Annotated in this window: 23 protein-coding genes, 2 tRNA genes and 1 CRISPR repeat array; of the genes, 11 read left to right on the top strand and 14 right to left on the bottom strand. The window is 68.9% G+C overall.

The genetic code is table 11. From position 1 onward, the window contains the following. Positions 1-131 precede the first annotated feature (131 nt). Positions 132-1298, bottom strand: coding sequence for an AI-2E family transporter (locus TSH20_RS30975; RefSeq protein ID WP_247874548.1), 1167 nt, complete (start codon positions 1296-1298; stop codon positions 132-134). A gap of 421 nt (positions 1299-1719) precedes the next feature. Between TSH20_RS30975 and TSH20_RS30970 the strand changes: the two genes are divergently transcribed. Continuing rightward, on the top strand, positions 1720-4872 hold the full coding sequence (locus TSH20_RS30970) for a carbohydrate-binding domain-containing protein (protein ID WP_109157600.1): 3153 nt from the start codon (positions 1720-1722) through the stop codon (positions 4870-4872). 341 nt (positions 4873-5213) lie between these two features. Further along, positions 5214-5927 (top strand): phytochelatin synthase family protein, encoded by a 714-nt coding sequence (locus tag TSH20_RS30965; RefSeq protein ID WP_247871689.1) that lies wholly within the window; start codon positions 5214-5216, stop codon positions 5925-5927. 7 nt (positions 5928-5934) lie between these two features. Here the strand turns inward: TSH20_RS30965 and TSH20_RS30960 are convergent, their stop codons facing one another. After that, complete coding sequence (locus TSH20_RS30960) at positions 5935-6354, bottom strand: hypothetical protein (RefSeq protein WP_109153934.1); 420 nt, start codon at positions 6352-6354, stop codon at positions 5935-5937. Positions 6355-6495: 141 nt separating this feature from the next. Here TSH20_RS30960 and TSH20_RS30955 point away from each other — a divergent pair, with 141 nt between their 5' ends. Together TSH20_RS30955 and TSH20_RS30950 are read left to right on the top strand one after the other, a co-directional pair. Beyond that, a complete protein-coding gene (locus TSH20_RS30955) occupies positions 6496-7068 on the top strand; it encodes a DUF3305 domain-containing protein (RefSeq protein WP_109157602.1) in 573 nt (190 codons plus the stop codon). Continuing rightward, complete coding sequence (locus TSH20_RS30950; RefSeq protein WP_109157603.1) at positions 7061-7627, top strand: DUF3306 domain-containing protein; 567 nt, start codon at positions 7061-7063, stop codon at positions 7625-7627. Before TSH20_RS30955 ends, TSH20_RS30950 begins: the two co-directional genes overlap by 8 nt. A gap of 28 nt (positions 7628-7655) precedes the next feature. Here TSH20_RS30950 and TSH20_RS30945 read toward each other — a convergent pair whose 3' ends face one another. The 3 genes from TSH20_RS30945 to TSH20_RS30935 form a co-directional block, all read right to left on the bottom strand. Then, a complete protein-coding gene (locus TSH20_RS30945; protein ID WP_109153936.1) occupies positions 7656-8402 on the bottom strand; it encodes a glucose 1-dehydrogenase in 747 nt (248 codons plus the stop codon). 190 nt (positions 8403-8592) lie between these two features. Next, positions 8593-8669: transfer RNA gene (locus TSH20_RS30940), tRNA-Asp, on the bottom strand. 4 nt (positions 8670-8673) lie between these two features. Then, a tRNA-Asn gene (locus TSH20_RS30935) sits at positions 8674-8749 on the bottom strand. A 217-nt stretch (positions 8750-8966) separates the two neighbouring features. Between TSH20_RS30935 and TSH20_RS30930 the strand changes: the two genes are divergently transcribed. Further along, positions 8967-9545, top strand: coding sequence for a hypothetical protein (locus TSH20_RS30930; protein WP_109157604.1), 579 nt, complete (start codon positions 8967-8969; stop codon positions 9543-9545). A gap of 24 nt (positions 9546-9569) precedes the next feature. Here TSH20_RS30930 and lhpI read toward each other — a convergent pair whose 3' ends face one another. From lhpI to TSH20_RS30910, 4 genes are all read right to left on the bottom strand, one after another. Beyond that, a complete protein-coding gene (lhpI, locus tag TSH20_RS30925; protein WP_109157605.1) occupies positions 9570-10475 on the bottom strand; it encodes a bifunctional Delta(1)-pyrroline-2-carboxylate/Delta(1)-piperideine-2-carboxylate reductase in 906 nt (301 codons plus the stop codon). A 35-nt stretch (positions 10476-10510) separates the two neighbouring features. After that, the gene (locus TSH20_RS30920) at positions 10511-10894 is read right to left on the bottom strand and encodes a dihydroneopterin aldolase (protein ID WP_109153939.1); all 384 of its coding nucleotides are present in this window, start codon (positions 10892-10894) and stop codon (positions 10511-10513) included. Positions 10895-10982: 88 nt separating this feature from the next. Then, positions 10983-12065 (bottom strand): site-specific DNA-methyltransferase, encoded by a 1083-nt coding sequence (locus TSH20_RS30915; protein ID WP_109153940.1) that lies wholly within the window; start codon positions 12063-12065, stop codon positions 10983-10985. An 89-nt stretch (positions 12066-12154) separates the two neighbouring features. Beyond that, on the bottom strand, positions 12155-12820 hold the full coding sequence (locus tag TSH20_RS30910) for a ribonuclease HII (protein ID WP_109157606.1): 666 nt from the start codon (positions 12818-12820) through the stop codon (positions 12155-12157). A 203-nt stretch (positions 12821-13023) separates the two neighbouring features. Here TSH20_RS30910 and TSH20_RS30905 point away from each other — a divergent pair, with 203 nt between their 5' ends. Beyond that, positions 13024-13521, top strand: a complete 498-nt coding sequence (locus tag TSH20_RS30905; RefSeq protein WP_109153942.1) for a YchJ family protein — start codon at positions 13024-13026, stop codon at positions 13519-13521. A 255-nt stretch (positions 13522-13776) separates the two neighbouring features. After that, entirely contained in the window at positions 13777-14388 is a 612-nt protein-coding gene (locus TSH20_RS36235; RefSeq protein ID WP_109153943.1) for a cold-shock protein, read from the top strand. A gap of 104 nt (positions 14389-14492) precedes the next feature. On the opposite strand, the gene TSH20_RS30895 is transcribed toward TSH20_RS36235, so the two are convergent. From TSH20_RS30895 to TSH20_RS30880, 4 genes are all read right to left on the bottom strand, one after another. Then, on the bottom strand, positions 14493-16337 hold the full coding sequence (locus TSH20_RS30895; protein WP_109157607.1) for an ATP-binding protein: 1845 nt from the start codon (positions 16335-16337) through the stop codon (positions 14493-14495). A 97-nt stretch (positions 16338-16434) separates the two neighbouring features. After that, complete coding sequence (locus tag TSH20_RS30890; RefSeq protein ID WP_109157608.1) at positions 16435-18129, bottom strand: oligopeptide/dipeptide ABC transporter ATP-binding protein; 1695 nt, start codon at positions 18127-18129, stop codon at positions 16435-16437. Next, complete coding sequence (locus tag TSH20_RS30885; RefSeq protein ID WP_109157609.1) at positions 18126-18929, bottom strand: ABC transporter permease subunit; 804 nt, start codon at positions 18927-18929, stop codon at positions 18126-18128. The genes TSH20_RS30890 and TSH20_RS30885 overlap by 4 nt, the downstream gene beginning before the upstream one ends. An 18-nt stretch (positions 18930-18947) precedes the next feature. Further along, entirely contained in the window at positions 18948-19712 is a 765-nt protein-coding gene (locus TSH20_RS30880; protein WP_109153946.1) for an ABC transporter permease subunit, read from the bottom strand. Positions 19713-19872: 160 nt separating this feature from the next. Continuing rightward, a CRISPR array of direct repeats spans positions 19873-20647; the repeat unit is 37 nt; unit sequence GCTTCAATGAGGCCCGAGCATTTCTGCCCGGGAAGAC. Positions 20648-21074: 427 nt separating this feature from the next. Here TSH20_RS30880 and rpoH point away from each other — a divergent pair. From rpoH to TSH20_RS30865, 3 genes are all read left to right on the top strand, one after another. After that, on the top strand, positions 21075-21956 hold the full coding sequence (gene rpoH / locus TSH20_RS30875) for an RNA polymerase sigma factor RpoH (protein ID WP_109157610.1): 882 nt from the start codon (positions 21075-21077) through the stop codon (positions 21954-21956). A gap of 115 nt (positions 21957-22071) precedes the next feature. Continuing rightward, positions 22072-22275 (top strand): hypothetical protein, encoded by a 204-nt coding sequence (locus TSH20_RS30870; protein WP_109157611.1) that lies wholly within the window; start codon positions 22072-22074, stop codon positions 22273-22275. A gap of 175 nt (positions 22276-22450) precedes the next feature. After that, on the top strand, positions 22451-23308 hold the full coding sequence (locus TSH20_RS30865) for a DUF1989 domain-containing protein (RefSeq protein ID WP_109157612.1): 858 nt from the start codon (positions 22451-22453) through the stop codon (positions 23306-23308). A 12-nt stretch (positions 23309-23320) separates the two neighbouring features. On the opposite strand, the gene TSH20_RS30860 is transcribed toward TSH20_RS30865, so the two are convergent. Then, on the bottom strand, positions 23321-24205 hold the full coding sequence (locus TSH20_RS30860; RefSeq protein WP_109157613.1) for a LysR substrate-binding domain-containing protein: 885 nt from the start codon (positions 24203-24205) through the stop codon (positions 23321-23323). Positions 24206-24322: 117 nt separating this feature from the next. On the opposite strand from TSH20_RS30860, the gene TSH20_RS30855 reads away from it, so the two are divergent. Further along, complete coding sequence (locus TSH20_RS30855) at positions 24323-24751, top strand: VOC family protein (protein ID WP_109157614.1); 429 nt, start codon at positions 24323-24325, stop codon at positions 24749-24751. Positions 24752-24864 lie beyond the last annotated feature (113 nt).

The following is a 24864-nucleotide window of genomic DNA, read 5'->3' as shown; positions in this document are numbered from 1 at the left end:
CCTGTCAGCAACGCGGCTCAAACACGCAGAGTGGCTAGGTTCTTGACGTTCCTGACATGAGCAATCCTCCTACAGGTATTTCCATAATTCCGCTTATGTGTTTTTGGGCGCCGTAACTTGGCGCCGCCCCTTCACTCCGGATGGGTGTGGGCGTCGAAGCGCTCGCGGTCGCTCTTGTCGCTCATGAAGATGGCGAAGGGCCGCAGGGCGTCGGCGTGGTTCAGGGTGATGGCGATCAGCACCGCCATCGGGGCGGCCAGCAGCGCGCCGGCGGCTCCCCACAGCCAGCTCCACAGCAGAAGCGCGATCATCACCACCAAGGGCGAGATCGCCAGCTGCTTGCCCTGCATGTGCGGGGCAACGAAGTTGCCCATCACCTGCTCGATCACCAGCAGGCCGGCGGCGACGGCCATCGCGGTGCCGGCATCCTGCGTCGCCACGACCAGCAGGACGGGCAGCGCGCCGGCCACCACCGACCCCACCACCGGCACATAGTTCAGCAGGAAGGCCAGGAAGCCCCACAGCAGAACCAGATCCACGCCGAACAGCGACAGCCAGCCGATATAGAGCGCGCCGGTGATCAGCCCCAGCACGCTGCTGACCACCAGATAGCGGCGGAACTGCTGGGCGATGGCGGCAACCGCCTCCACCGCCATGCGGCAGCGCTCGCGGCCCAGGGTGATGACGATCTTCTCGCGCCAGACCGGCGCCTCCAGTTGCATCAGCAGCGACAGGAAGACGGTCAGCACCAGGGTCGAGATCGTCTGTCCGGCGGACGCCAGCGCGGTCTTGGCGAATTCGGTGATCGGGTCGACAGGAACCTCGCCCCCTTGCCCGGCCCCCTGCCCGGCCCCTTGGCTGCCTTGCGCCGACGTCAGGTCGGCCTTGGCGCCCTGGAACCAGTGGTTCGCCTTGGCCCACAGCTTGCCCAGCGCTTCGGCATATTGCGGGAAATCCTCCGCCACCCGCTGCGTCACCAGGGCCATGCTGCCGAAGAAGGCGGCGAGGATGACCAGGATCAGCAGCATCGACGCGGTCAGCCCCAGCCAGGACAGGCGGCGCGGCACCCGCCCGCGCACCCAGCGGCCGACCGGCGCCACCGCGATCGCGACGAAGAAGGCGGACACCAGCGGGATCAGGATGGACGCCGCCGCCTGCAGCACCCAGAGCGATGCCGCCGCGGCCAGCACGCCCAGCAGCCAGAGGGCGAGATTGACGCGGTCGATGCGCGCCCCGCCCCGTCCTCCTCCCGGTTCCCGGCCGTCATCCCACCGCCCGCCATCCGTTGTGCCGTCCACGCCCGCCGCCTCCGCCGCTTCGCTCCGCATCGTCGGGATGCTCGTGCTAGACGCGCCACGGGGGCATTCGGTTCCATTCACTCCATGGGCGTTCCCGTCGCGACCAGCTCGAATAGGCCAAGTCAAAAAATCAAAAAAGATCGACAATTGAGCTTATTTCGCAACAGCTCCATCGAACAGGAACGGCCAAGCTCAAGTTAAGTGGGAAAAATCTGCCGGTCGGTTAGCTGCACCTTCGCAGCATCATCAAAGTTCCATTTTTGACTGATTCATGGCCGAGGGGCGATATCCCTTTTTTGTCTCAATCCTGCCACGGGAAACCCCCTCATTCATAATTTCCTAACCATAAGTGTTAGTACCCGATTAAGGCTAACGAACGAGCCTGCGGAACAAGGCGATACCCATAAAGCGGAGTTCCAAAATGGCTACCACCAACACCGACGGCACGATCCAGGTCACCTTCGCGGTCAATGCCTGGGGCACGCCCGCCGATGGAAAATGGCCGCATTTTCAACTGCTTCTGGACGGCACCAGCATCGGTGAGGCCACCGTCTCCTCCGCCACCCAGTCGCGTTACGTCTTCACCGCCAACGTGCCGGCCGACAAGGCGCACGCGCTGCAGCTGGTCTATGACAACGACGACACGGTTAACGGCGTGGACCGCAACCTGTTCGTCAAGTCCTTCGAGGTGAACGACAGCACCATCCTGTCGATCGACCCGTCGGTCAAATACGACACCGGCAAGATCGACGGCCTGAACGTCATCGGCGGACAGACCGAGATGTACTGGCCGGGCGCGCTGAACGTGCCGCTGCCCGCCACGCTGTTCTCGTCCGCCGCCACCTCCCCGGATGCGGAGACCGCCGCCAGCATGACCACGACCATCAAGGTCAAGGCCTATGGCATCAGCGCCGGCGGGCAGGCCCCGCACTTCAAGCTGCTGGTGGACGATCAGGTGGTGGGCGACGCCTGGGTCAGCGCGACCTCGGCCACCGACTACACCTTCACCGCCAAGGTGGACCCGAACGAGGCCCACAAGATCCAGGTCTTGTACGACAACGACGCCACCGTGAACGGCGTCGACCGCAACCTGTTCGTCAAGTCGATCAACATCGACGGCCAGACCATCGCCTCGACCTCCAGCATGGCGTCCTACGACAAGGGCCCGGTGGACGGCAAATATGTCGTCGGCGGCCAGGAGGCCCTCTATTGGGGCGGCGCCCTGACCTTCGGTGTGCCGGAGGAGTATTTCGGCGGCGCCTATGTTCCGCCGCCCCCGCCGCCGCCGAGCAAGGCGGTGGACATCGTCGTCAACGCCTACGGCATTTCGGCCGGCGGACAGGCGGCGCATTTCAAGCTGCTGGTCGACGGGCAGGTGATCGGCGATGCCAAGGCCGCCGCCACCACCGCCGCCTACAAATTCACCGCCAACATCGACCCGACCAAGGCCCACACCGTCCAGGTCTGGTACGACAACGACGCCACCGTGAACGGCGTCGACCGCAACCTGTTCGTCAAGTCGGTCGCCATCAACGGCCACACCGTCGCAGTCACCGACAGCATCGTCACCTATGACAAGGGCGCCGTCGACGGCAAGGACGTGGTCAAGGGTCAGGAAGGCCTGTATTGGGGCGGCGCCCTGAACGTCAAGGCCGGCGCCGACCTGTTCGGTGACGCGCCCATCAACCAGACCCCAGTCCCGACCGCCCCGACCAAGCCGGCCTTCTATGTCGCCGCCAACGGCAAGGATAGCTGGTCCGGCAAGCTGGCGGCGCCGAACGCCGACGGCACCGACGGTCCCTTCGCCAGCCTGGAGAAGGCGCAGGCGGCCATGCGGTCCAGCTCGACCATCGACACCACCTATGTCCGCGAGGGCACCTATCACCTGACCAAGACGCTGGAGCTGACCTCGCTCGACAACGGCCACAGCTTCCAGAACTATCCCGGCGAGAAGCCGGTGCTGAGCGGCGGCGAGGTGGTGAAGAGCTTCACCAGCGAGGGCAACGGGCTCTATTCGGCCAAGCTCGCCAGCGCCAGCAACCTCGACCTGATCGTCGGCGACGTTCGCCAGCATCTGGCCGAGAAGTACGCCTATGACGCCGCCGACGTCACCAGCGGCTGGCATTTCGCCGATGCGGCCTCGGGGGGCCCGAGCGGCTGGTATATCCGCTCCCACGGCACCGAGGTGACCAGCGCCGACATCCAGCCGAACACGCTGATCCAGGTGATGGACGCCGAACGGCTGGGCGACACGCTGACCGGCATCGCCAGCTTCAACGCCTCCACCCGCACCATCATGCTGAAGAACGGCGCCTCCCTGCCCTTCGCGGAAGGCACCACCTACAAGCTGCTGAACAACGCCTCTTATGTCGATCAGGCGGGCGAGTTCGCGTGGCGGTCGACCGACGGCAAGCTGCTCTACAAGGCGGCCAGCTCCGGCTTCGTCTCCAGCGGGGTGGAGGTGCCGCGGCTGGGCACGCTGGTCAAGCTGAACGGCGCCAGCGACGTCACCATCGATGGGCTGACCTTCAAGAACACCACCACCGGCGGCGACGCCCTGCTGCTGACCAATGCCGACGGCAACCACATCAGCGACAACAGCTTCCTCAACGTCGGCTCGGCGATCAAGCTGACCGCAGGATCGTCCAACAACCAGATCGCCCACAACACGCTGAACCACATGGCCGAGAACGGCATCGAGATGGATGGCCGCAGCAACGGCAACAGCATCTATGCCAACACGATCAGCAACATCGGCGAAGTGCGCAAGGCGGTGGCCGGCATCATCGGCACCGGGGTGGACAACAACCTGATCTCCAACAACGACATCGACCACAGCGCGCGCTATGGCATCTCGTTCAAGGATTACGGCGGCACCACCAACACGGTGAACCACAACAACATCATCCAGTACAACCACATCTCCTACACCGGGCTGGAGACCGCCGACGACGGCGCCATCGAGATCCTGGGCCGGTCCAGCGCCAACACCGGCATGGTCATCCAGGGCAACTGGATCGAGCACGCCAACGGTCTGGCCACCAGCGCGCAGGATACCTGGATGTACGGCCAGAAGGGCTTCGGCATCTATCTGGACGACATGGCCGGCGGCATCACCGTCAAGGACAACTTCATCAAGGACGCCGACTGGGCCTCGGTGCAGATCCATGGCGGCGACAACAACGTGGTGACCAACAACTTCTCGGTCATCGCCAATAACAAGGAAGACTTCATCCGCATCGAATGGCAGCCGGTGCACGGCACCGCCGGCGACCCGCACAACAACACGATCACCAAGAACGTGGTCATGGGCACCCTGCCGCTCGACGACTACACCGAGCTGCTGAGCGCCAACGACTTCGTCATCGACAACAACCTCGTCTACAACGTGCCGAAATACGGCGATCACGACGTGGTCGGCAAGCCGATGTTCACCAACGCTTATTGGGGCGACTATTCCCTGCAGGCGTCCTCGCCGGCCTTCGCCATGGGCATCCACGACCTCGCCTGGGCGAAGATGGGCGCCGAGGGCGTCGCCCATGTCGGGCTGGAGCATTTCTGGGACGCTGTCTGACCAAGGCCCGGATGCGGCGCATCGGGGGTACGCCTTCGACGCGCCGGACCCGTGGCATGGGCGGGGCCTGTTTCGCTCCACGGGCGGAGCCTGTTTCGCTCGATGATCGGGCGGCGCGGGCTCCGCCCAACTGCGTTTGTGGGACTCCGCTTCGAACGTTGCGCTGCTTGGCCCCCGCACTGCAGCGCACCATATGCAGGCCGCGCCCCGGCGACGGATCGGGGCGCCTCTTCCTTTCAGACCAGATGGACCGAGACCGTTTTCCGATGACGCAAGCGACGTGGACCGCGGGAACTTTGGCGAAAATCCTGGGAAGCGGCCTTCTGCTGTGGACCGCCTGCATGGCGCCGCCCACGGCGTCGACCGCCTGGGCGCTGGAGGAGCTGAAGCCGAAATTCGGCCCGGACGCGGTGCCGATCACCCGCGCCAGCGACTATGTCCGCACCGCCGCAGCGCCGGACTATTGGGCGCTCAGCCCCTATTACGTGCCGCAGACGACCGGCGCCTCCTGCTCGCTGGCCAGCGTGACGATGATGCTGAACGCGTTGCGCGGCCTGCCCGCCCTGGCCTCGGAACGGCTGGTGACAGGCAAGCAGCTGCTCGACCGGCTGGACGACGACCATTGGCGCGCCGCCACCGCCGAGGATGGCGAAGGCGTCTCGTTCGGCGAGCTGATCGACTATGTCCGCCGCAGCCTCGCCGCCTACAACATCGATGCGGAGGTGGAGGTCTGGCGCCCGCGCGACGCCTCTCCCGCCACGCTGGCGGAACTGCGCCGCATCCTGGCCGGGAACGAGCGAAGCGCCGACGACATCATCCTGCTGGCCTTCGACCAGGGCACGCTGACCGGCGATGTCGGCGTCGGCCACGTCGCGCCGCTGGGCGCCTATGACGCCGCGACGAAGCGGGCGCTGGTGATGGACCCCGACCGCAACTGGTACGTGCCCTATTGGACCAGCGACGCCCGGCTGCTGGACGCCATGCTGAAGCCGGACCGCGCCGACCCGGAGGGCAGCGGCCTGATCCGCATCCGCAGCCGCCGGGTGTCCGGCTGACCTCCGTTTATTTCACCTCCTGGCTGGTCAGGTCGGAGGGGTTCTGCGACCGTGTCGGCTCGCTCGGCTGATCGGGCTCGCTCGCCCATTGGTTCGGGCGCGGCACCGGGTTCCCGTTCAGGTCGGGCGGCGCGCTGCGCACGGCGGCGAGTGCCTGCTGCAATTCGCTGCTGCCGGTCGCGGCGGAACTGGACGCATTGGGCGGCCTCGTGCCCTGCGGCGTGGGGTGGGGATCCTGGCTCTTCTGAACCCCGGCATCGCGCGCGAGGGCGTCGCCGGCCGACTCCTTCGAACCTGAGTCCACCGGGGCCGCCCCGTCTTGTCCTGATTGAGGCTGTTGCTGATCCGCCTGCTGCGCGGCGGCACCGAGCAGCGGCAGGCCGGACAAGAGCCCCGACAGGAGCAGGGCGGCGGCGATCTTGCGCATGGCGCATCCTTCCTTTGGGCGACCGTCGGGGGAATCCGTCGGAGCACGGCGTGCGGCGGCACCAATCGGCCGTTGGCGCGTTGTACCGGGGACGGAGTCCGGCTTCGGCCGTCCGGTCCCAGCCCATCAGGAACACCGACAATGCCCAGCGAGTTCCCGTCTTCCCGCTCCTCCATCTCCAACCCCACGGCGCCGGCCTCGCCGTCCGACCGTGCCGAACGGCGCAGCGTCGGCGTGGTGGTGGAGCGGCGGCGCGTCGACAATCCCTGGATCGAGGCGCGCTGGCAGCCGGTGATGCTGGTCCCGGCCGACCCCACCCTGCCCGACTGGAGCGTGCTGGCCGAAGGCCCGGACTGGACGCGCCATTATGCCGGCACTGCCGAGATCGCCCTGTTCCCGACCGAGGCCGAGAACTACAAGCACAACCTCGACGGCGGCAGCCCCAGCGCCTACGTCATCCTGCGGCCGGGAGGGCCGGCGCCGGGGATCCGGCTGCTGGCCGTCACCGCCGACCCCGGCGAGATCGATGCCCATGCCGAAGCCGGCGACGACGTGATCGAGGCGCTGCCGCTGCCGATCCCGCTGGTGCTGTGGATGGATGGCTTCGTCGCCCGCCACTATGTCGAGCGCCCCTTCCACAAGCGCAAGCGCGACCGCGCCGACCCGGAGGCCCTGGCGCTCCGCCGCCGCACCGGGGGTCCGCAGCATGGCTGAGCGGATGGAGGAGGAGACCGGCTTCCTCGGCCGCTGGTCGCGGCTGAAGCGCGAGGCGCGGAGGGAGGAGCCCGTCGCCGAACCGGTCGTGCCGGAGGCGCCCGCCATGCTGCCGGCGGAACCGTCCGAGGCCGTCGAGGAAGAGGCGCCGGAGCTGCCCTCGCTGGACAGTCTGGATTCCGGCAGCGACTACACCGGCTTCCTCCGCCCCGACGTGCCGGCGGAGCTGCGCCGCCAGGCACTGAGGAAGGCATGGGCGAGCGATCCGGTCATCGCCGGCTTCCGCGGTTTTGCGGAGTATGATTGGGATTACAACGCGCCCGGCTATGGCGCCCTGCTGCCCACCGACGACATCGCCCGCCTGCTGGACGCCGTGCTGCCGGATGAGAAGCGGGAGGAGGAAGAGGTGGGTGAGGAGGAGGTGGTGGCGGCGGAGGCCGTGCAGGCTGACGGAGCCACTTGCCCCCACCCCAACCCTCCCCCGCTGGGCGGGGGAGGGAGCGAGTGTTTGTCCGAAGAGGCGGCGGCAGTCCCTCCCCCGCCCAGCGGGGGAGGTTAGGTGGGGGTCTAACCTCCCCAAGGAACGCTCAAATACACCGCCCGCCATCCACCTCCAGGCACACGCCCGTCAGGAAGTTCCCCTCGTCGGAGCACAGGTACAGCGCCGCGTTGGCGATGTCGGACGGCGTCGACAGGCGTCCCAGCGGGATGCTGCTGCGGAACTGCTCGCGGCGTTCCGGCGTGTCCTGGCCCATGAAGCGGTGGAGCATGCCGGTCTCGCCCGCCACGGGCGCGATGGCGCAGACGCGGACATTGTCGGCCGCGAGCTCCGCCGCCATCGACTTGGTCAGGGTGATGACCGCGCCCTTGGAGCCGTTGTACCAGGTCAGGTTCGGCCGCGGCCGCAGCCCGGCGGTCGAGGCGATGTTCAGGATCACGCCGCCGCCCTGATTGCGGAACACCGGTACGGCGTGGATGGCGCTGTGATAGATCGACTTCACGTTGACGGCATAGATGCGGTCGAAGGTGGCCTCGTCCACGTCCAGCATCGAGCCGTAGCGGTGGGTGTAGCCGGCATTGTTGACCAGGATGTCGAGCCGGCCGAACTCGCCGAGCGCCGCCGAGACGATGGCCTCGTAATCCTCCCCCACCGCGACGTCGGCGCGGACGGCGAGCGCCGTCTCTCCCAGGCTGTCGGCGACGCGGCCGGCTGCCGCCTCGTCCAGATCGGCGACGATGACGCGGGCCCCTTCGGCGGCGAAGCGGCGGGCGATGCCCTCGCCGAAGCCCGATCCCCCGCCGGTGACGACGGCGACCTTGTCAGACAAACGCATGAGCGGTTCCTCCCCGGCAATTCGCGGTCCGAGATGCGCGCGGCCGTTCGGCGCGCGGACTCCGTACAACAGGGAGCCGGCGCCATCGGCCGCATCGTGGACGCGGCGAAGAACGCATGATAGCGCGAAGCCGCCCGGTGGGGCAGTCGCCATCATCCGCTACATCGAATTGGGGAGATATAGGAGAAAATGGCGCGAGTGACGGGACTTGAACCCGCGGCCTCCGGCGTGACAGGCCGGCGCTCTAACCAACTGAGCTACACCCGCGCGATGGCTCCCGGTGCTGGACTCGAACCAGCGACAAGCGGATTAACAGTCCGCTGCTCTACCAACTGAGCTAACCGGGAACGGAGGCCCGCCTTATATGGCCGATGACGAATCCTGGCAAGCGGAAAAACGCAAAGCTTCGCATTTTTTCCGGACGGGGCCAGTTTCGCGCCCCTGGCCTGTGACAACGCGCACGGATCGCAGCCATGGGTTGCCGACGCGCAGGCTTGCTCTTGACAGTTCGGGGCTTCTCAGGCTTCTTCTCGCCTCCCCACCCCACCATTGCCGCAGGCCCCGATGTCCGAGGTCGTCCCCTTCGCCGCCGCCCGCGAGGCGCTGCTCGCGCGCCTGACCGAACAGCTGCCGCCCTCGTCGGAATGGGCGGGCCGGCTGATGCTGATGCCGGAGGGGCGCCGGGTGGAACCGATGCCGGCGGCCGAGGCGGTTGAGTCGCTGCGCGCCTTCCGCGCCGGGCTGGGCGAGGCGATCGGCGCCGCCGCCTGCTCGGTCGGCGGGGTTTGGGTCGGTCGGGAGGATTGCCTGGACTGGGACGGGCTGCTGGCGCCGCTGGCGGTCGCCGCCGCCTATGTGGTCGGCCGCACCCAGTCGGCCGGCGGCTTCTCTGCCGAGCTGTTCCGCTGCAAGGATGCGCTGGCCGGCTGGGGCGTGCGCGGCCTGCGCGGCGAACCGGCGGTGGCGCGCGCCGCCGGCTATGCCGTGGTGTCAGTCAGCCGCCGCCCGGACGACAACGAGATCGTGCTGGACCGGGTGATGGACACCTTCGCCTTCGTCATGCGCAGCCTGGGCGAGCCGACGGTGGCCGCGGCCGACATGGATCGCCGGCTGGTCAAGCGGGCGGTGCCGCTGCGGCGGTGATTGGGGCGGCGGTGAGGGGCGCGGTCAAGCGCCCTGCCCCAGCGCACAACGCGCCGCCGCCAAATCCCACGCCGCGCAGCCGACGCTCTTGAACAGGCGCGGGCGACCCGGCGTGGCGCGGCCATCCAGCGCATCGACCAGCGATTTGACGCTCTCCCACGCCACACCGGCCTGGATGAAGTCGCCGGCCTCGTGGCGGGCGCCGGCGGGATCGTCGACGAACAGCTCGCTGCCATGGACGGCGGTCGGGCCGAACTCCACCATGTCCGGCTTGAAAGCGCCGACGCCGACCAGCAGGCGGTCCGGGCGCGGCGTCTCGTCATAGATGGGGGACAGGCTGGTGGTCAGCGCGATCACCACCTCGGCCGCCGGATCGACCGGACCGCTCATCGGCCGCAACTCCACCCCCTGCCCGTCCTGTTTCGCGCAGAAGGCCGTGGCCGTCTCCAGGCTGCGGCTGTGGATGTCGATGCGGATGCCGGGATAGAGCGATGCCAGCGCCGCCACATGGCCGGCCGACTGGGTGCCGGCGCCGAGCAGCGCAACATGGTGCGGCGCCGGAGCCAGGGTCCGGATCGCCAGCATCGACACGGCGGCGGTGCGGCGGGCGGTGACGGTGGGGCCGTCCAGGATCACCTGCGGCGCGCCGGTCGGGGCGTCGAAGGCGCTGACCACGCCATGGATGGTCGGCAACCCGCGGGCGCCGTTGCCGGGATTCACGTTGACCAGCTTGTGGATGGCGATGTCCGCCGCAGTGGCCGGCATCGACAGCAGCACGCCGCCGTCTGGCAGCGGCAGCACCTGTCGCTCCGGGCTGGTGATGCGGCCGGCGGCATAGTCGCGGGCGGCGGCTGCCACCGCGTCGCACAATGCTGGGAAAGGAAGACGGGCGGCGGTCTGTTCGGCGGTGAGGACGGCGAGAGACGACACGGGAGGCGGCTTCCTCTTCGATGAGTGGGAAACGGTCAGGCGCGGGCGCGCTCGATCTCCACGCCGACGCTGGCGGCGTCGGGGAAGACGTCCAGCTTCTCCACACGCACCTTGGCCATCGTCACCCGCGCGTCGGCGAGGCAGCGCTCGGCGATGCGTTCGGCCAACGTCTCCACCAGCGTGACATGGCCCTGGGTGACCACGCCCTTGACGATTGTCGCCATGTCCTCGCCGGTGACGCCGGGGGCGATCACGTCGAGGTCGAGGTTCAGGCGGATGCGCTGGGGCTTCAGCCGTTCGTGGGCATAGACGCCGATCAGCGCGTCCATCACCAGATCGCGGACGAAACAACGGGTGGACAGCGCCGCCGGGGCCGAACGCGGCACCGGGGCGGTGACGGTGGCGAAGAGCTTGTTCATGGGCGACAGCCCTAACACGGCGGCGCCACCGCTGCCAAGCCGCCGTCCCCGCCAATGTCCATGCCAGACGGACAGGTCAGGGGCGGAGTCAGTGCATTTCCGAGCGGATGCGCTCGCGCAGCACGTCGATCGGGCGCAGATCCTCGCCCTCCTCATAGTGCCAGAAGGTCCAGCCGTTGCAGGCCGGCAGCCCGGCCAATGCCGCACCCACCTGATGGATCGAGCCGCGATGGTCGCCGCGCGGGCCGGAGCCGATCAGCGTGCCGTCGGCGCGCACGCGGGCGGCGACGCGGCGGCGCTGGTCGAACAAGGTCGAACCGGGGCGCAGCAGCCCGCGCTCCACCACCCAGCCGAAAGGGATGCGCGGTGCGCTGCGCTTGGGCGGCGTGTCGAGGATGGCAGCCTCCGGCGCTTCCTCCACCGCGTCGATGCGGGCCTGGGCCGCCTTGACGTAGGTGTCGTCGCGCTCCAGCCCGATCCATTTGCGGCCGAGCCGCTTGGCGACCGCGCCGGTTGTGCCGGTGCCGAAGAAGGGGTCGAGAACCACGTCGCCGGGACGGGAAGAGGACAGGATCACCCGGTACAGCAGCGATTCCGGCTTCTGTGTCGGATGGGTCTTCTTGCCCTCCTCGTCGCGCAGGCGTTCGCCGCCGCTGCAGATCGGCAGCAGCCAGTCGCTGCGCATCTGAAGATCCTCGTTGAGGTTCTTCATCGCCTCGTAATTGAAGCGATAGCGCGCGTCCTTGTCGCGGGCCGCCCAGATCATCGTTTCATGGGCGTTGGCGAAGCGGGTGCCGCGGAAGTTCGGCATCGGGTTGGTCTTGCGCCAGACGATGTCGTTCAGAATCCAGAAGCCCAGATTCTGCAGCGTGGCGCCGACGCGGAAGATGTTGTGATAGCTGCCGATCACCCACAGCGAGCCTTCCGGCTTCAGGATGCGGCGGGCGGCCGTCATCCAGTCCTGGGTGAAGCGGTCATAGGCTTCGAAATCGTCGAACTTGTCCCATTCGTCATCCACCCCGGCGACGCGGGTGTGGTTCGGCCGCAGCAATTCGCCACCCAACTGCAAGTTGTAGGGCGGATCGGCGAAGACGAGATCGACCGAAGCGGGCGGCAGATCGTTCATGAGAGCGATGCAATCGCCGACCAGGATACGGTTTTCAGGGAGCATTTTACGACCGGCAAAGAACTGAGACTCGGCCGGACAATGAGTCGCGGCCGAGTCGCCGTCAACAGCTTTCTTTGCCAAGTGACGGCGGGTCAGCCGCTTAGTGCCTTTTGCCGTTTCACTGGTGCAAAACTGACTCGGTGATGCGGCGTGACACCATGGCGGGTCAGCGCATCCAGATGCTCGGGCGTCGGATAGCCGGCGTTTCGGTCCCATCCATAGTGTGGATACAGCACCGACAACCGCAACATCTCGCTGTCGCGCGCCACTTTGGCGAGAATAGAGGCGGCGGCGATGGACTGGCTGCGGCTGTCGCCCTTGACGACCGCCACCCTCTCGCACGCGATGTCGGGGGTGAACTTGCCGTCCACCAGCGCCGCGTCGGGGGCCGGGCCGGGCAGCGCCAGATATGCCCGTTTCATCGCCAGCAGCGTCGCCTTGTGGATGTTCAACTCGTCGATCTCGGCGGCCGACGCCTCGGCGATGGCGAAGGCAAGCGCATGCGACCGGATCGCCGGCTCGATCTCCTCGCGCAGGCGGCGGGTGACCGCCTTGCTGTCGTCGATCTGCGCCGCGATCTCCGGCGGCAGGCCTTCGGGGGCCAAGACCACGGCGGCGGCGACCACCGGGCCGCAGAGCGGGCCGCGCCCGACCTCGTCGATGCCGCAGACGCGGCGGCCGGGGCCGAAGCCGGCCTCCAGCGACAGGTCGGGCCGCTGCCGGGGAACGGCTGCTTTGCGGGGCGCTTTGGCAGGCATCGGCGGACGGCCTTCCGGAGAGGGGACGGGATGGGGCCGCTTGATAGCGGTGGCGGAGTCCGGGCGCAAGGCCGCGCCCATTTGCCTCAAGCAAGCTCTTGAGAAGCGAAGCGCGGCTGCGCTATGGATGCGCCCCGATTTGCCGGATCAGTGAAAGCCGGACCACGCCACAACCCGCCACGCCATCACCCGAGAAGCAGGCCATGACCGAAACGACCCAGACCGCCGCCGAATGCCCCTGCCGTTCCGGCAAGCCGCTGGACGCCTGCTGCGGTCCCTATCTGGCCGGCATGCCCGCCCCGACGGCCGAAGCGCTGATGCGCTCGCGCTATTCGGCCTTCGCCACCGGCAACATCGACTACCTGCACGACACGCTACTGCCCAGCACCCGCGACGACTTCAACCGTGAAGAGATCGAGACCTGGGCCAAGAACAGCGTGTGGACCGGCGTGGAGATCCGTTCGACCGAAGCCGGCCAGCCCGGCGACAGCGACGGGATCGTGGAGTTCGTCGCCCGGTTCAGCATGAACGGCAAGCCGATGACCCACCATGAGACCAGCCGTTTCACCCACCAGGACGGCCGCTGGTACTATGTCGACGGCCAGCTGGGCGCCCGTCCGCGCAGCGGCCCCAAGGTCGGCCGCAACGATCCCTGCCCCTGCGGCAGCGGCAAGAAGTACAAGAAGTGCCACGGCGCCTGAGCCTGCATGCCTGACGGTCGGCCCTGAGTCGCGGCTGAATCGTCACGCTGCACCTGCACAAATTCGGCGAAATCGCCCCGTCCCGCCCACCGATTGGGCGGCGGCGGTGTTTTTGTTGTGCGCGCAGGGTCGAATCGCGCAATGACGATTGAATTATGGGTCGGAACCGATCATCCTTCGCTGGCCCTGTTCCGGGTCTCCCTTCTTTGGTTCTTGCCGGGATGGGGTTTAACACGACAGATGAGACGATAACTGATGTTCGACCGTCCGCAGCGCTCTTCCTTCCGCGCTCCTGAGATCACCCAGCGCGACATCCGCGCCACCGTCAAGTGGTTCAACGCCACCAAGGGCTTCGGCTTCGTCACCCCCGACGATGGGTCGCCCGACGCTTTCCTGCACTCCACGGTTCTGCAGTTCTGCGGACACGACAGCCTGCCCGAAGGCGCCACCATCACCTGCGACCTGTCGCGCGGCCCGAAGGGCCCGCAGGTCGCCACCATCCACGCGGTCGACACCTCGACCGCCGCTCCGAGCCGTCCGTCGCGCGCCCCGCGCGAGCGTGACAGCTGGGGCAACGACGGCGGCTACGGCGGCGGCAACAGCTACGGCGGCAGCCGCGGCGGCTACGGCGCCGACAGCTACGGCGATTCGGAAGGCGGCGAAACCGTCGACGGCACGGTGAAGTGGTTCAACGTGTCGAAGGGCTTCGGCTTCATCGCCCCGTCCACCGGCGGCAAGGACATCTTCGTGCACATCCGTGCGCTGGAGCGGTCGGGCATCAGCGGTCTGGACGACGGTGCGCAGGTCCGCGTCACCATCCGCCAGGGCGCCAAGGGTCCCGAGGCTCAGCGCATCGAGATGGCCTGATCTCTCATCGGTCGTTGTGATGTGAAAAAACCCCCGCTCCAACCGGAGCGGGGGTTTTTTCTTGGTCTTTTTTCCTTGGGCACGGCCGATGGGCGCGGACGCGCCTACCGCCTCACCCGCTCCGGCGGGAAGCGCAGCCGCACCGTGGTGCCGCGTCCTGGTGCGCTGTCGACGGCGATGCCGCCGCCATGCAACTCCACCAGCGCGGCGGTCAGCGGCAGGCCGAGGCCGGAGCCGTGCTGCGTTGCCGTCATCCGGTCGCGGGTCGGGTCATGGATCTGGGCGAAGGCGGTCAGCGCCTGCGGGATGCGCTCCGGCGGCATGCCGCGTCCATCGTCGGCGACCGCCAGGATCAGGCTGCCGGCCGCGTCACGCTCCGCCGACACCGTCACATGGCCACCGGGATCGGTGAATTTCAGGGCGTTGCCGACGAGGTTGGTCAGCATCTGCCGAACCAGCGACGGATCGGCCCACAGCACCGGCAGGTCGGCCGGCAGCCGGGCCGACAGCGCCACACCCGACCGCTCGGCCCGCGCCGCCATCATCGACAGGGTGGCGTCGACGATCAGGGAGGGCGGGCAATCCTCCTCGTGCAGCTCCAGCCGCCCGGCCTCGATGCGGGCGAGGTCGAGCAGGTTGTTGATCAACTCCAGCATATAGTCGCCGGCCGCGACGATCTGCGCCGCCGCCTCGCCATAGCGCGGGCTGCCCGGCGGTCCCAGCAGCTGGTCGCGCAGGATCTCGGCAAAGCCCATCACCGCGGTCAGCGGCGTGCGCAGCTCGTGGCTCAGGTGATGGACATAGTCGGACTTGCGGCGGTTGGCGGCGGCCAGCTCCAGCGCCCGTGCCTTCAGGTCGGTGATGTCGGTGCGCAGGCCGACGGTCCCGCCGTCGCGGGTCCGCCGCTCTTCGATCCGCAGCCAGCGGCCATCGGCCAGCTGCACCTCCATCGGCGGGCCGCCATGGCGGTGCAGGTCCAGCCGCCGGGCCATCCACTCCTCCGCCCGTTCCGGCGGGATCCGATAGAGGCCGCGCCGCATCCCGTCGTGCAGCAGACTCTCGAACGGCGTGCCGGGCTGCGCCAGATCGGGGTCGGAGATCTTCAGGTCGCGGTAGCGCCGGTTGAACAGCACCAGCCGGTCGTCGGCGTCATACAGGACGAACCCCTCGCCGATGCTGTCGATGGCGTCCAGCAGCAGCCGGTGGGCCCGCTCCGCCCGCTGTTCCGCCCGTGCCCGGCCGGTGATGTTGCGCAGGATGCAGAGGATGCGGTCGCCGTCGTCCGAAAGGGCAACCAGCCGGGCCTCGAACACCGCGCCCCCCTCTCCGCCGTTTTCCCCGCCGTTTTCCCCATTGACCGGGAGGCGGATGACGACGCTGGCGGTCGGGTTGGCGGTTGCGGCGCCGGCCGCCACCCGTTCCAGCGCCTCCACCAGCGGTGCGGCGGTGGCTTCGGGCAGCACCTCCTGGATGCGGCCGTTCAGGAAGCGCTGTGCCGGGATGCCGAGATCGGCGGGACTGCCGGCGGCGAAGTCCAGGATGCTGCCGTCGCGCCGCAGCTCGAAGCGCAAATCGGGATAGGCGTAGGACAGGGCGACCAGCTGTTCGTTCAGCCGCGCCACCTCCTGCCGGGCGGCAAGATCGGCCGGCGCCTCCACCAGCACGAAATCGCACCCCGGAACAGGGCCGATGCGCACGGTCAGAGACAGCGCTTCACTGTCGGCGCGGCGGATGATCACGGCGCGTTCGGCGGCCGCCGTCGGCGCCGGTCCCGCGGGGGTCATGCGCAGAGTGCCGCCCGCCGCATCGGGGTCGAGCAGTTTGCGGGCCGTCCGGTTCATCCAGACCACGCCGCCATCCTCGGCCCGGACCAGCCACAGCGGCGTGGCAAGGCCGGTCAGCAGAGTCAGGTCCGGCAAGGCGGGCATCGTGGCGGACAGGGACGGCATCGACTCCCCGGCGGCGGGTGTTCCGGACAGGGATCTGTCGCGTCATGGAAGGATAGCACAAGGGCATGAAAACAGCCATCCGTTGAGGCGTGGCGGCTCACCCGTCCGTCGGCGTGTCCCAGTAATGGCAGGCGACATGGTGGCCGGGCGCCACCTCCTCCAGCGCCGGGACCGCTTGGGCGCAGAACTCCCGCGCCAGCGGGCAGCGGCGGCGCAGCGGGCAGCCGGCCGGCTGGCCGAAGGCGGACGGCGCATCGCCCTCCAGCGCCGGGCGCTCGCCACGGGAGGCCGCCAGCATCGCGCGGCTGTAGGGGTGCAGCGGCGCGGTGCGCAGGGTCTCGGCGTCGGCGCTCTCCACCACCCGGCCGGCCAGCATCACGATGCCGCGATGGGCGTCGCGCAGCCCCTCGTCATAGCGGTCGGTCGCCAGCACCAGCGACAGGCGGCGGCGGTCGCGCACCGCCATCAGCGTGTCGAGGAAGGTCTCGCGCTCCTCCGCCGACAGGTTGGCCGCCGGTTCGTCGGCGATCAGCACGCGCGGCTCCGGCAGGATGGCGCGGGCGAGGCCGGCATGGGCCGCCTCCGCCACCGTCAGGGCAGAGGGCCAACGCAGCGCCGCCTCGGGACGCAGGCCGGCCTCCTCCAGCGCCTCGTCGATGCGGTGGTCGCGGCGGTCGGCGGCGATGTCGGGGCGCAGGCTTTCCAGCGCGAGATCGAACTGGGCGCCGACCGTCATGGCCGGGTCGAAGGACGCGGCCGGGTCGGGGAACAGCGGCTGCAGGTCGCGGCGGGCACGGCGCAGCCCACTGTTGTCGAGGTCCTCCCCCACGGCCGGCGGCGCCGAGGCGGCCATCAGGTCGCGGCCCATCCACACCACCGCCCCCGCCGTCGGCGGCGGCAGGCAGAGCAGCGAGCGGGCGAGCGTCGCCTTGGCGCTGCCGGTCTCGCCCAGCAGGGCCAGAGTTTCCCCCGTCCGCAGATCCAGGTCGATGTCATGCAGGACGGCCAGCGTCCGCGCCTCCCCCTTCGGACCGGGGGAGAGCGGATAGGACATGCCGACGCCGCGGGCATGCAGGCGGGCGGTGCCCGGCGGCTCCAGCGGCGTCAACGGGGCGGTGCGCGGCGGCCTGGGCGGCAGCAGACGGCCGCGGCGGAGCGACAGGACATGGTCGGCGGGACCGGCCACCCCGTCCTCCGGCCGTCCGGCGAGGATCAGCGCCACCCCGTCGGCCCGCGCCCAGTCGGCCAGCCGGTGGAGAAGCCGCAGCCGCACCGTCGGATCCAGCCCGGCGGCTGGCGCGTCGGCCAGCAGCACCGCCGGCCCCACCGCCACCGCCATGGCGAACAGGCAGGCCCAGCGCAGGGAGTCCGGCAGCTGTTCGGGCGGCAGGTCGAAGCGGCGGGCGGCGGCGGGCACGCCCATGCGGTCCAGCCCGTCGGCGGTCCGGCGCAGCGCCGAGCGCAGATCCAGCCCCAAATGATGGCCGACGACCTCCGCCACCTGCAGGGCCAGCGGCCGGCGCGGCGCCAGCCGTCCGCCCTGGGCGATCAGCAGATGCCCGTCGACGCGGATGCCGCCGGCCACGTCGACACCGGCCGGGGCCCCGGACGATGCCTGACCGGCGAGCGCCGCCAGCAGGGCGGTCTTGCCGCTGCCGGCCCCGCCGGTGACGGCCAGCACCTCCCCCCGCTCCACCCGAAGGCTCGCGCGGTCGAGCAGGACGCGGTCGCCCAGCATCAGGGTCAGCGCCTCGGTCTCCAACGGCGCGGGCTTTGCGGAGATGTGGTTCATGACTTGCGGTTGTTCATGGCTAGCATGCCGTCGGCGATGGCGCAGGCGGCCCAGAGGGCGAGCGCGAGCAGCAGGGCCGGCGGGGCGAAGGCCACCGGGTCGCCCAGCCGCGCCGCCAGCCCGACCGAAGCGCCCCAACTGCCCAGCGCCGGCGGCAGCCCGAGGCCGAGCAGGCTGGCGAAACTCTCCGCCGCCAGCACGCGGGGCAGGGCCAGCGTTCCGGCGGCCAGCAGCGGGCGCGTCAGGTTGGGGATCAGGTGCCGGCGCAGCACCTCGCCCTCCGGCAGGCCGGCGGCGCGGGCGGCGGTCAGGAACTCCGCCCTCGCCCATGCCGACAGCTCGGCATGGGCGAGGGCGGCAACCGCCGGGGCGGCGGTCAGCGCGGTGACCAGGGCCAGCAGCCAGACCTTACCCATCAGCCCGCCGGCCAACGGAATCAGCAGGGCGAGCGGCCAGCCGGCCATGCGGTGGGCGGCGGCGATGACCCGCCGCTCCACCCGGTTGCCGACCAGATTGCCGAGCAGCCCGGCCAGCAACGCCCAGCCGATACCCAGCGCCCCACCCAGCACCGCGGCCAGCAGCGCGAAGGACAGGCTGCCCCGCCCGTCGAGCAGCGCCGCGGCGACCGGGTCGGCGTCCAGCCGGTGGACCGCGCTGCCGTCCGCCATCAGCGGCGCTGCGGCGCAGGCGAGCGCCAGGGCGGCGAGCACGGCTGCCCCGGACAGTTGGCGGGCGAAGCCGGCGCGCGGCGGCTCCGGCGGTACCGGGTGGGAAAGCGGCGATTGGTCGAACTCGGCCATCAGGGTCCTTCGCGGCGGTCACGCCCCCTCATAGGGCGTGGAGCTGTGGTTGGCCGGGTCGATCCAGTCGCGCACCCCAAGGCCCAGCGCGTTCAGCAATGCGGTCAGCCCGCCCAGCGCCAGCAGCGCCGGCACCGCCCCGGCGGCCGAGCCGGCACGCGCGGCATCGATCATCAGCACCCCGGCTCCCGGCAGGTCCAGCAGGCTTTCCAGCGCCACCGCCCCGACCATCGCCGCCAGCACCGCGGCGCGCAACCCCCCCATCACCGGGGCGACCGCCTGCGGCAGGGCGTGGTGGCGCAGCACGGTGCGTTCGTCCAGCCCCAACCCGCGCGCCATGCGCACCGCCGCGCCCTCCGGCCCGGAGCCCAGGGCGCGGCCCATCGCCGGACGCGCCAGCCGGGCGGCTTGGCAGGCGGCGGGAATCGACAGGGCGGTCCAGGCCAGCGGCGCCGCCGACGCCCCCGCCCGCACCGCGAGCGCCGCGACGGCGGCCAGCAGGAATCCCGGCAACAGCGGCCCGGCCCCGGCCAGCAGCCGCCCGACCAGCCCGCCGGCCGACCGCGGCGCCACCGCCGCCCAGGATCCGGCCAGCGTGCCCAGCGCGGTGCCGACCGCCAGCGACGGAAGGGTGAGCAGAAGCGTGACCACCAGCCCGCGCAGCAGCGCCATGGCGGCATCCGGCTGCGGCGCCACCAGCGCCGACAGCCCCACCCCGGCCGCCATCGGCAGGACGGCGGTCGGCACGGCATCGATCAGGCGGCGGATAACGGGACGCGGCATCTGGGCAGGGGGACCGGGCTGGGATTTACTCATATGGTGCGACATGCGACCGTAAGCGCCCCACCCCTGCCGAGCAATAGAATTAGCGCTGGCCGGCGCCTCCATCCCGGGGGTTTGCCGCGATACCCGATCAGAGCAACGACGCCGGGTTCATGTGTGTACGTCCATGGGGCCCGGAGAATTTTGCCTGGGAAGACTGGTTGGCGGAGTACCGGCTCTTTCACCGCGACGAGTTTCAATGAGGCCCGAGCATTTCTGCCCGGGAAGACCCGACCGAGACCGAAGAGACTGATCCGAACGTCCAGGGGCTTCAATGAGGCCCGAGCATTTCTGCCCGGGAAGACCCCTCGATGCGGATGATGGCGATGCCGTCGTAGGACTCGCTTCAATGAGGCCCGAGCATTTCTGCCCGGGAAGACCGTCGCCAGCATCTGCGTCAGCGTCTGGACCTGCGCTTGCTTCAATGAGGCCCGAGCATTTCTGCCCGGGAAGACCATTCCTTTACTGCGGCCTCCACCGCCCATTGCGGGGCTTCAATGAGGCCCGAGCATTTCTGCCCGGGAAGACGCGGACATGTCGCCGTAGAGTGTGTAGTTGGAGCTGCTTCAATGAGGCCCGAGCATTTCTGCCCGGGAAGACTAACGCTGCGCTGGGCGTCATGGTGGCGGTTTACAGCGGCTTCAATGAGGCCCGAGCATTTCTGCCCGGGAAGACGCGGTGGCGCCGGGTAAGTCCTCCGCATAGTGGGTCGGGCTTCAATGAGGCCCGAGCATTTCTGCCCGGGAAGACGACGTCGACGGGGCGGGCGCGTCGGCCAACCCATTGGCTTCAATGAGGCCCGAGCATTTCTGCCCGGGAAGACCGGCCAGTAAGCTGGCGAAGGAGCGCTCGGATCTGAGCTTCAATGAGGCCCGAGCATTTCTGCCCGGGAAGACTCCCTACCCCGTAGCCCACTGAAAGGCAATGTGGATTCGCCACGTTTGCGAGGGGTCCGTGTTCCTGACCGGTCGGTCAGGATTTGCCGGTTCCGTTTCGTTCTTCACCTTGTCAAAGAACCTCGCGAAATCAATATGATCGCCTGATGCGAGCGGTAGACGGGGATTCGCGTGCGTCCCAGCGCTCGCAAGGAGACGTGGGCAGCGGAACAAAGGTAGCACAGGTTGAGGGGGCTCACCAGCATCGTCCTCAGACTGGCCCCCACCACGCCCGCCTCCAACCCATACCCGTGTTCCATAACCCGACCACCACGCTTGACTTTCAGCACCGATTTTGTACTATATCACCGCCTGCTCCGCCGGAGAGGCCAGGGCCTGCCATTTGGGGGCCTTGCACCCGTCATATCGCTTTGCACGAGGATGTGACATGAGCACCGCCATTGCCCTCCGTTCGCCCGATTCCGGCGAATCGCTGTCCCGCTACATCAACGACACGCATCGTTACCCGGTCCTGCCGGCCGAGGACGAATACATGCTGGCCAAGGCCTGGACCGAGCATGGCGATGTCGATGCGGCGCACAAGCTGGTCACCAGCCACCTTCGTCTCGTCGTCAAGATCGCCGGCGGTTACCGCGGCTACGGTCTGCCGCTGTCCGACCTGATCGCCGAGGGCAATCTCGGCCTGATGACCGCCGTCAAGAAATTCGAACCCGAGCGCGGCTTCCGCCTGTCCACCTACGCGATGTGGTGGATCAAGGCCTCGATCCAGGATTACATCCTGCGGTCCTGGAGCCTCGTGAAGATCGGCACCACCGCCGCGCAGAAGAAGCTGTTCTTCAGCCTGGGCCGCCTGAAGCGGAAGCTGGGCGAATACGGCAGCGGCGACCTGCAGCCCGACAGCGTCACCAGCATCGCCACCGACCTGTCGGTGCCGGAGGAGGACGTGGTCGCCATGAACCGCCGCCTGTCGGCGCCGGTGGCCTCGCTGAACGCGCCGATGAGCGCCGACGGCGATTCCGGCGAATGGCAGGACCTGCTGGCCGACGAGCGTCCGTCGGTGGAGGAGTCGCTGGTCGAGCGTGGCGAGGCCCGGCAGCGCAGCGCCCTGCTGCACGAGGCGATGGGCGTGTTGAATGACCGCGAGCGCGACATCCTGACCAGCCGTCGCCTGTCCGACAGCCCGCTGACCCTGGAAGACCTGTCGGTCCGTTACGGCGTCAGCCGCGAGCGCATCCGCCAGATCGAGGAAAAGGCCTTCGAGAAGGTCGCCCGCCAGACCCGCGTCCTGGCCGCCGCCGTCGCGGCCTGACCGGGAACAAGGCGGGACGCCGGGTTCGGAATCCCCGCCAGCTTCGGCGGGAAGCGCCGTGTAACCCCTCCATCAGCGCCGGCGGTGTCCGCCGGCCCTCGTGGAGGCGGCTCCCATGTCGAAAAGCATTTCCCGAACCTCGACGATCGAGGTCATCAAGGACGCGCTGACCCTGTATGAATGCAACAGGATCAGCCGCTGGCAGGTCATCAACCGCCTGATCCATCTCGGTCTCTCGCCCGACGACGCCAACACCATCGCCGACCAAGGCAGCATCCCGCCCCGGATCCTGAGCGGCCTTGGCGTTCTGCGCCGATGAGCACGGCGGACACCGCCTTCGCGACGGCATTCCCGGTGGCCCTGCACCAGCAGCGCCCCGGCGATGGGGCGCCGGCGGCGGCGCGGATGCGCGAAGAGCTGTTGCGCAGGGTGCGCCTCCCTCGCCATGATCGCGGTCCGGCTTGAACAGACTTAATTTCCCCAAGGAGTCCGCGATGCCCAGCTATCCCGCCGCCTATCAGGCCAGCAAAGGCTCGGCGCTTGACGTCGACCGCGCTTTTTACGGGCGCATCGGGTCGGAGACCGGCGGACGGGAGCTGGTGGACAGCTTCGTGGTGCCGATCCGCTCCGGCCGTGCCTGGACCGTGCCGGCCGGCCATGTCTTCCGCATCGTCACCATCGAGGGGCCGCAGGTCGCCGACCTCAACATCTGGAACCGCCACAACCCGCGCGAACGCTTCTGGGCCTCGCGCACCCGGCAGCTCCAGCAGGCGCATGTCAGCACGTTCGACCGGCTGTGGTCGACCCTGCCCTTTCTGCGGCCGCTGGCGACGATCACCCACGACACGCTTGCCGATTACGGCATCGACGAATATGGCGGCCGGGTCCATGACCTGCTGGGCACCCGCTGCGATCCCTATGTCAACCGCATGCTGACGGGCGAGGATTTCCATCACCACTGCCATTCCAATCTGACCCGCGCCGTCGCCCCCTATGGCCTGACCGAGTTCGACGTGCATGACGTGCTGAACGTCTTCCAGGTCACCGGGCTGAACGCCGAGGACAGGTATTTCATGAAGGCCTGCCCGGCCAAGAAGGGCGATTTCCTGGAGTTCTTCGCCGAGATCGACCTGCTCTGCGCCCTGTCGACCTGCCCCGGCGGCGATCTCAGCGTGCCGCTGTGGGGTCCGGACGCCCGCGACCCGCTGGAGGTCTGCCGTCCGTTGGGCGTCGAGGTCTACCGGCTGGACCCGGCGCTGCTGGCGGGCTGGTCGTCGCCGGAGGTCGCGGCCTATCGCGGCAACCACGGCATGACGCTGCAGACGCCACCGTGGGAGAAGGATTTGGCATAGTGGCGTGACGCTCTACTCCACCTCGGTCAGCAGCCACTCCTTGAAGCGGCGCACCCGCCGGGCCCGCTCGGCCCCCGGCGCGTGGGCGATCAGGTAGCAGCCGCGCGGGCGCAGGGTCTCGGGCATCGGCTGGACCAGCCGGCCCGAGGCCACATCCTCCCGCACCAGGAAGACCGGCAGCAGAGCCACCCCCATGCCGGCCGACGCCGCCTCGATGATCATGAAGAAATGCTCGAAGGCCAGCGACAGCGCCGATTCCGGCAGCGGCAGGCCGAAGGCGCCGAGATAGACGCGCCAGGAATCGGGCCGGGTGGTGTGCTGCAGCAGCCGGTGCTGCGCCAGATCGGCGGGATGGTGCAACGGCGGCCCCTGCTCCAGCAGCGCCGGTGCGCAGAAGACGCCCATCGTCTCCGGCATCAGCGTCGCCGTTTCCGCCCCCGGCCATTCCTCCACGCCGTAGCGGATGGCGACGTCGATGCGCTCCTTGGCGAAATCGACGCGATGCTCGCCGATGCTGACCTCGACCTGGATGTCGGGGTTTTCCGCCTGGAAGCGCTTCAGCCGCGGGATCAGCCAGCGTTGCGTCAGGGTCGGCAGCGCGCTGACCCGCAGCACCCCGCCCTCCTGCGCGCGGGCAGCCCGCGCCGCCGCGGCGATGCGGTCGAGCGCCGCCGACGCCTCGCCATAGAAAGCGGCGCCGGTCGGCGTCAGCTCGATTCCCCGGCCGACGCGGCGGATCAGCTCGACGCCCAGATCCGCCTGCAGGGTCTGCATCATGCGGCTGACCGCCCCCTGGGTCACCGCCAGCTCGTCGGCCGCCCGGGTGAAGCTGAGATGGCGGGCCACCGCGACGAAGCTGCGGACGGCGTTGAGCGACGGGAGGGAGCGTTCGGGCATGGGCGAACCGAATCATGAGTTGAACTCATAAATCTTCGCCCGAGAACTCGTTTGTCAAGTCTGCGGCGATAGGCTCTGCTGGGTACACCAACAGCCATCCCTGAAGGCCACCCTCCGATGACGACGCTGACGCCCTTCCACATCGCCTTCCCGGTCGACGATCTCGCCGCCGCCCGCCATTTCTACGGCACCGTCCTGGGCTGCCCGGAGGGGCGCAGCAGCGACGAATGGATCGATTTCGACCTGTTCGGCCATCAGATCGTCGCCCACCTGAAGCCGCGCAACCCGAACGCCGCCCCGGCCCACCACAACCCGGTGGACGGCCACGACGTGCCGGTCCCGCATTTCGGCGTCGTGCTGCAGCCCGCCGATTGGGACGCCCTGGCCGAAAAGCTGAAGGCCGCCGGCGTGAAGTTCGTGATCGAGCCCTACACCCGCTTCAAGGGCCAGGTGGGCGAGCAGTCCACCATGTTCTTCCTCGACCCCGCCGGCAACGCGCTGGAGTTCAAGGCGTTTGCGGACATGTCGCAGCTGTTCGCGAAGTGAGGATGGGGGCAGTTCCTTGCGAGGTTAGACCCCCACCTAACCTCCCCCGCTCTCAGCGGACCTTCGGTCCGCCTGTCGCGTCAGCACAAAGCGGAGCTTTGTGCGAGAGCTGG

Origin of the sequence: Azospirillum sp. TSH20 (assembly GCF_003115935.1) — a bacterium.
GTDB lineage: Bacteria > Pseudomonadota > Alphaproteobacteria > Azospirillales > Azospirillaceae > Azospirillum.
This window is presented reverse-complemented; position numbering and strand designations above follow the sequence as displayed.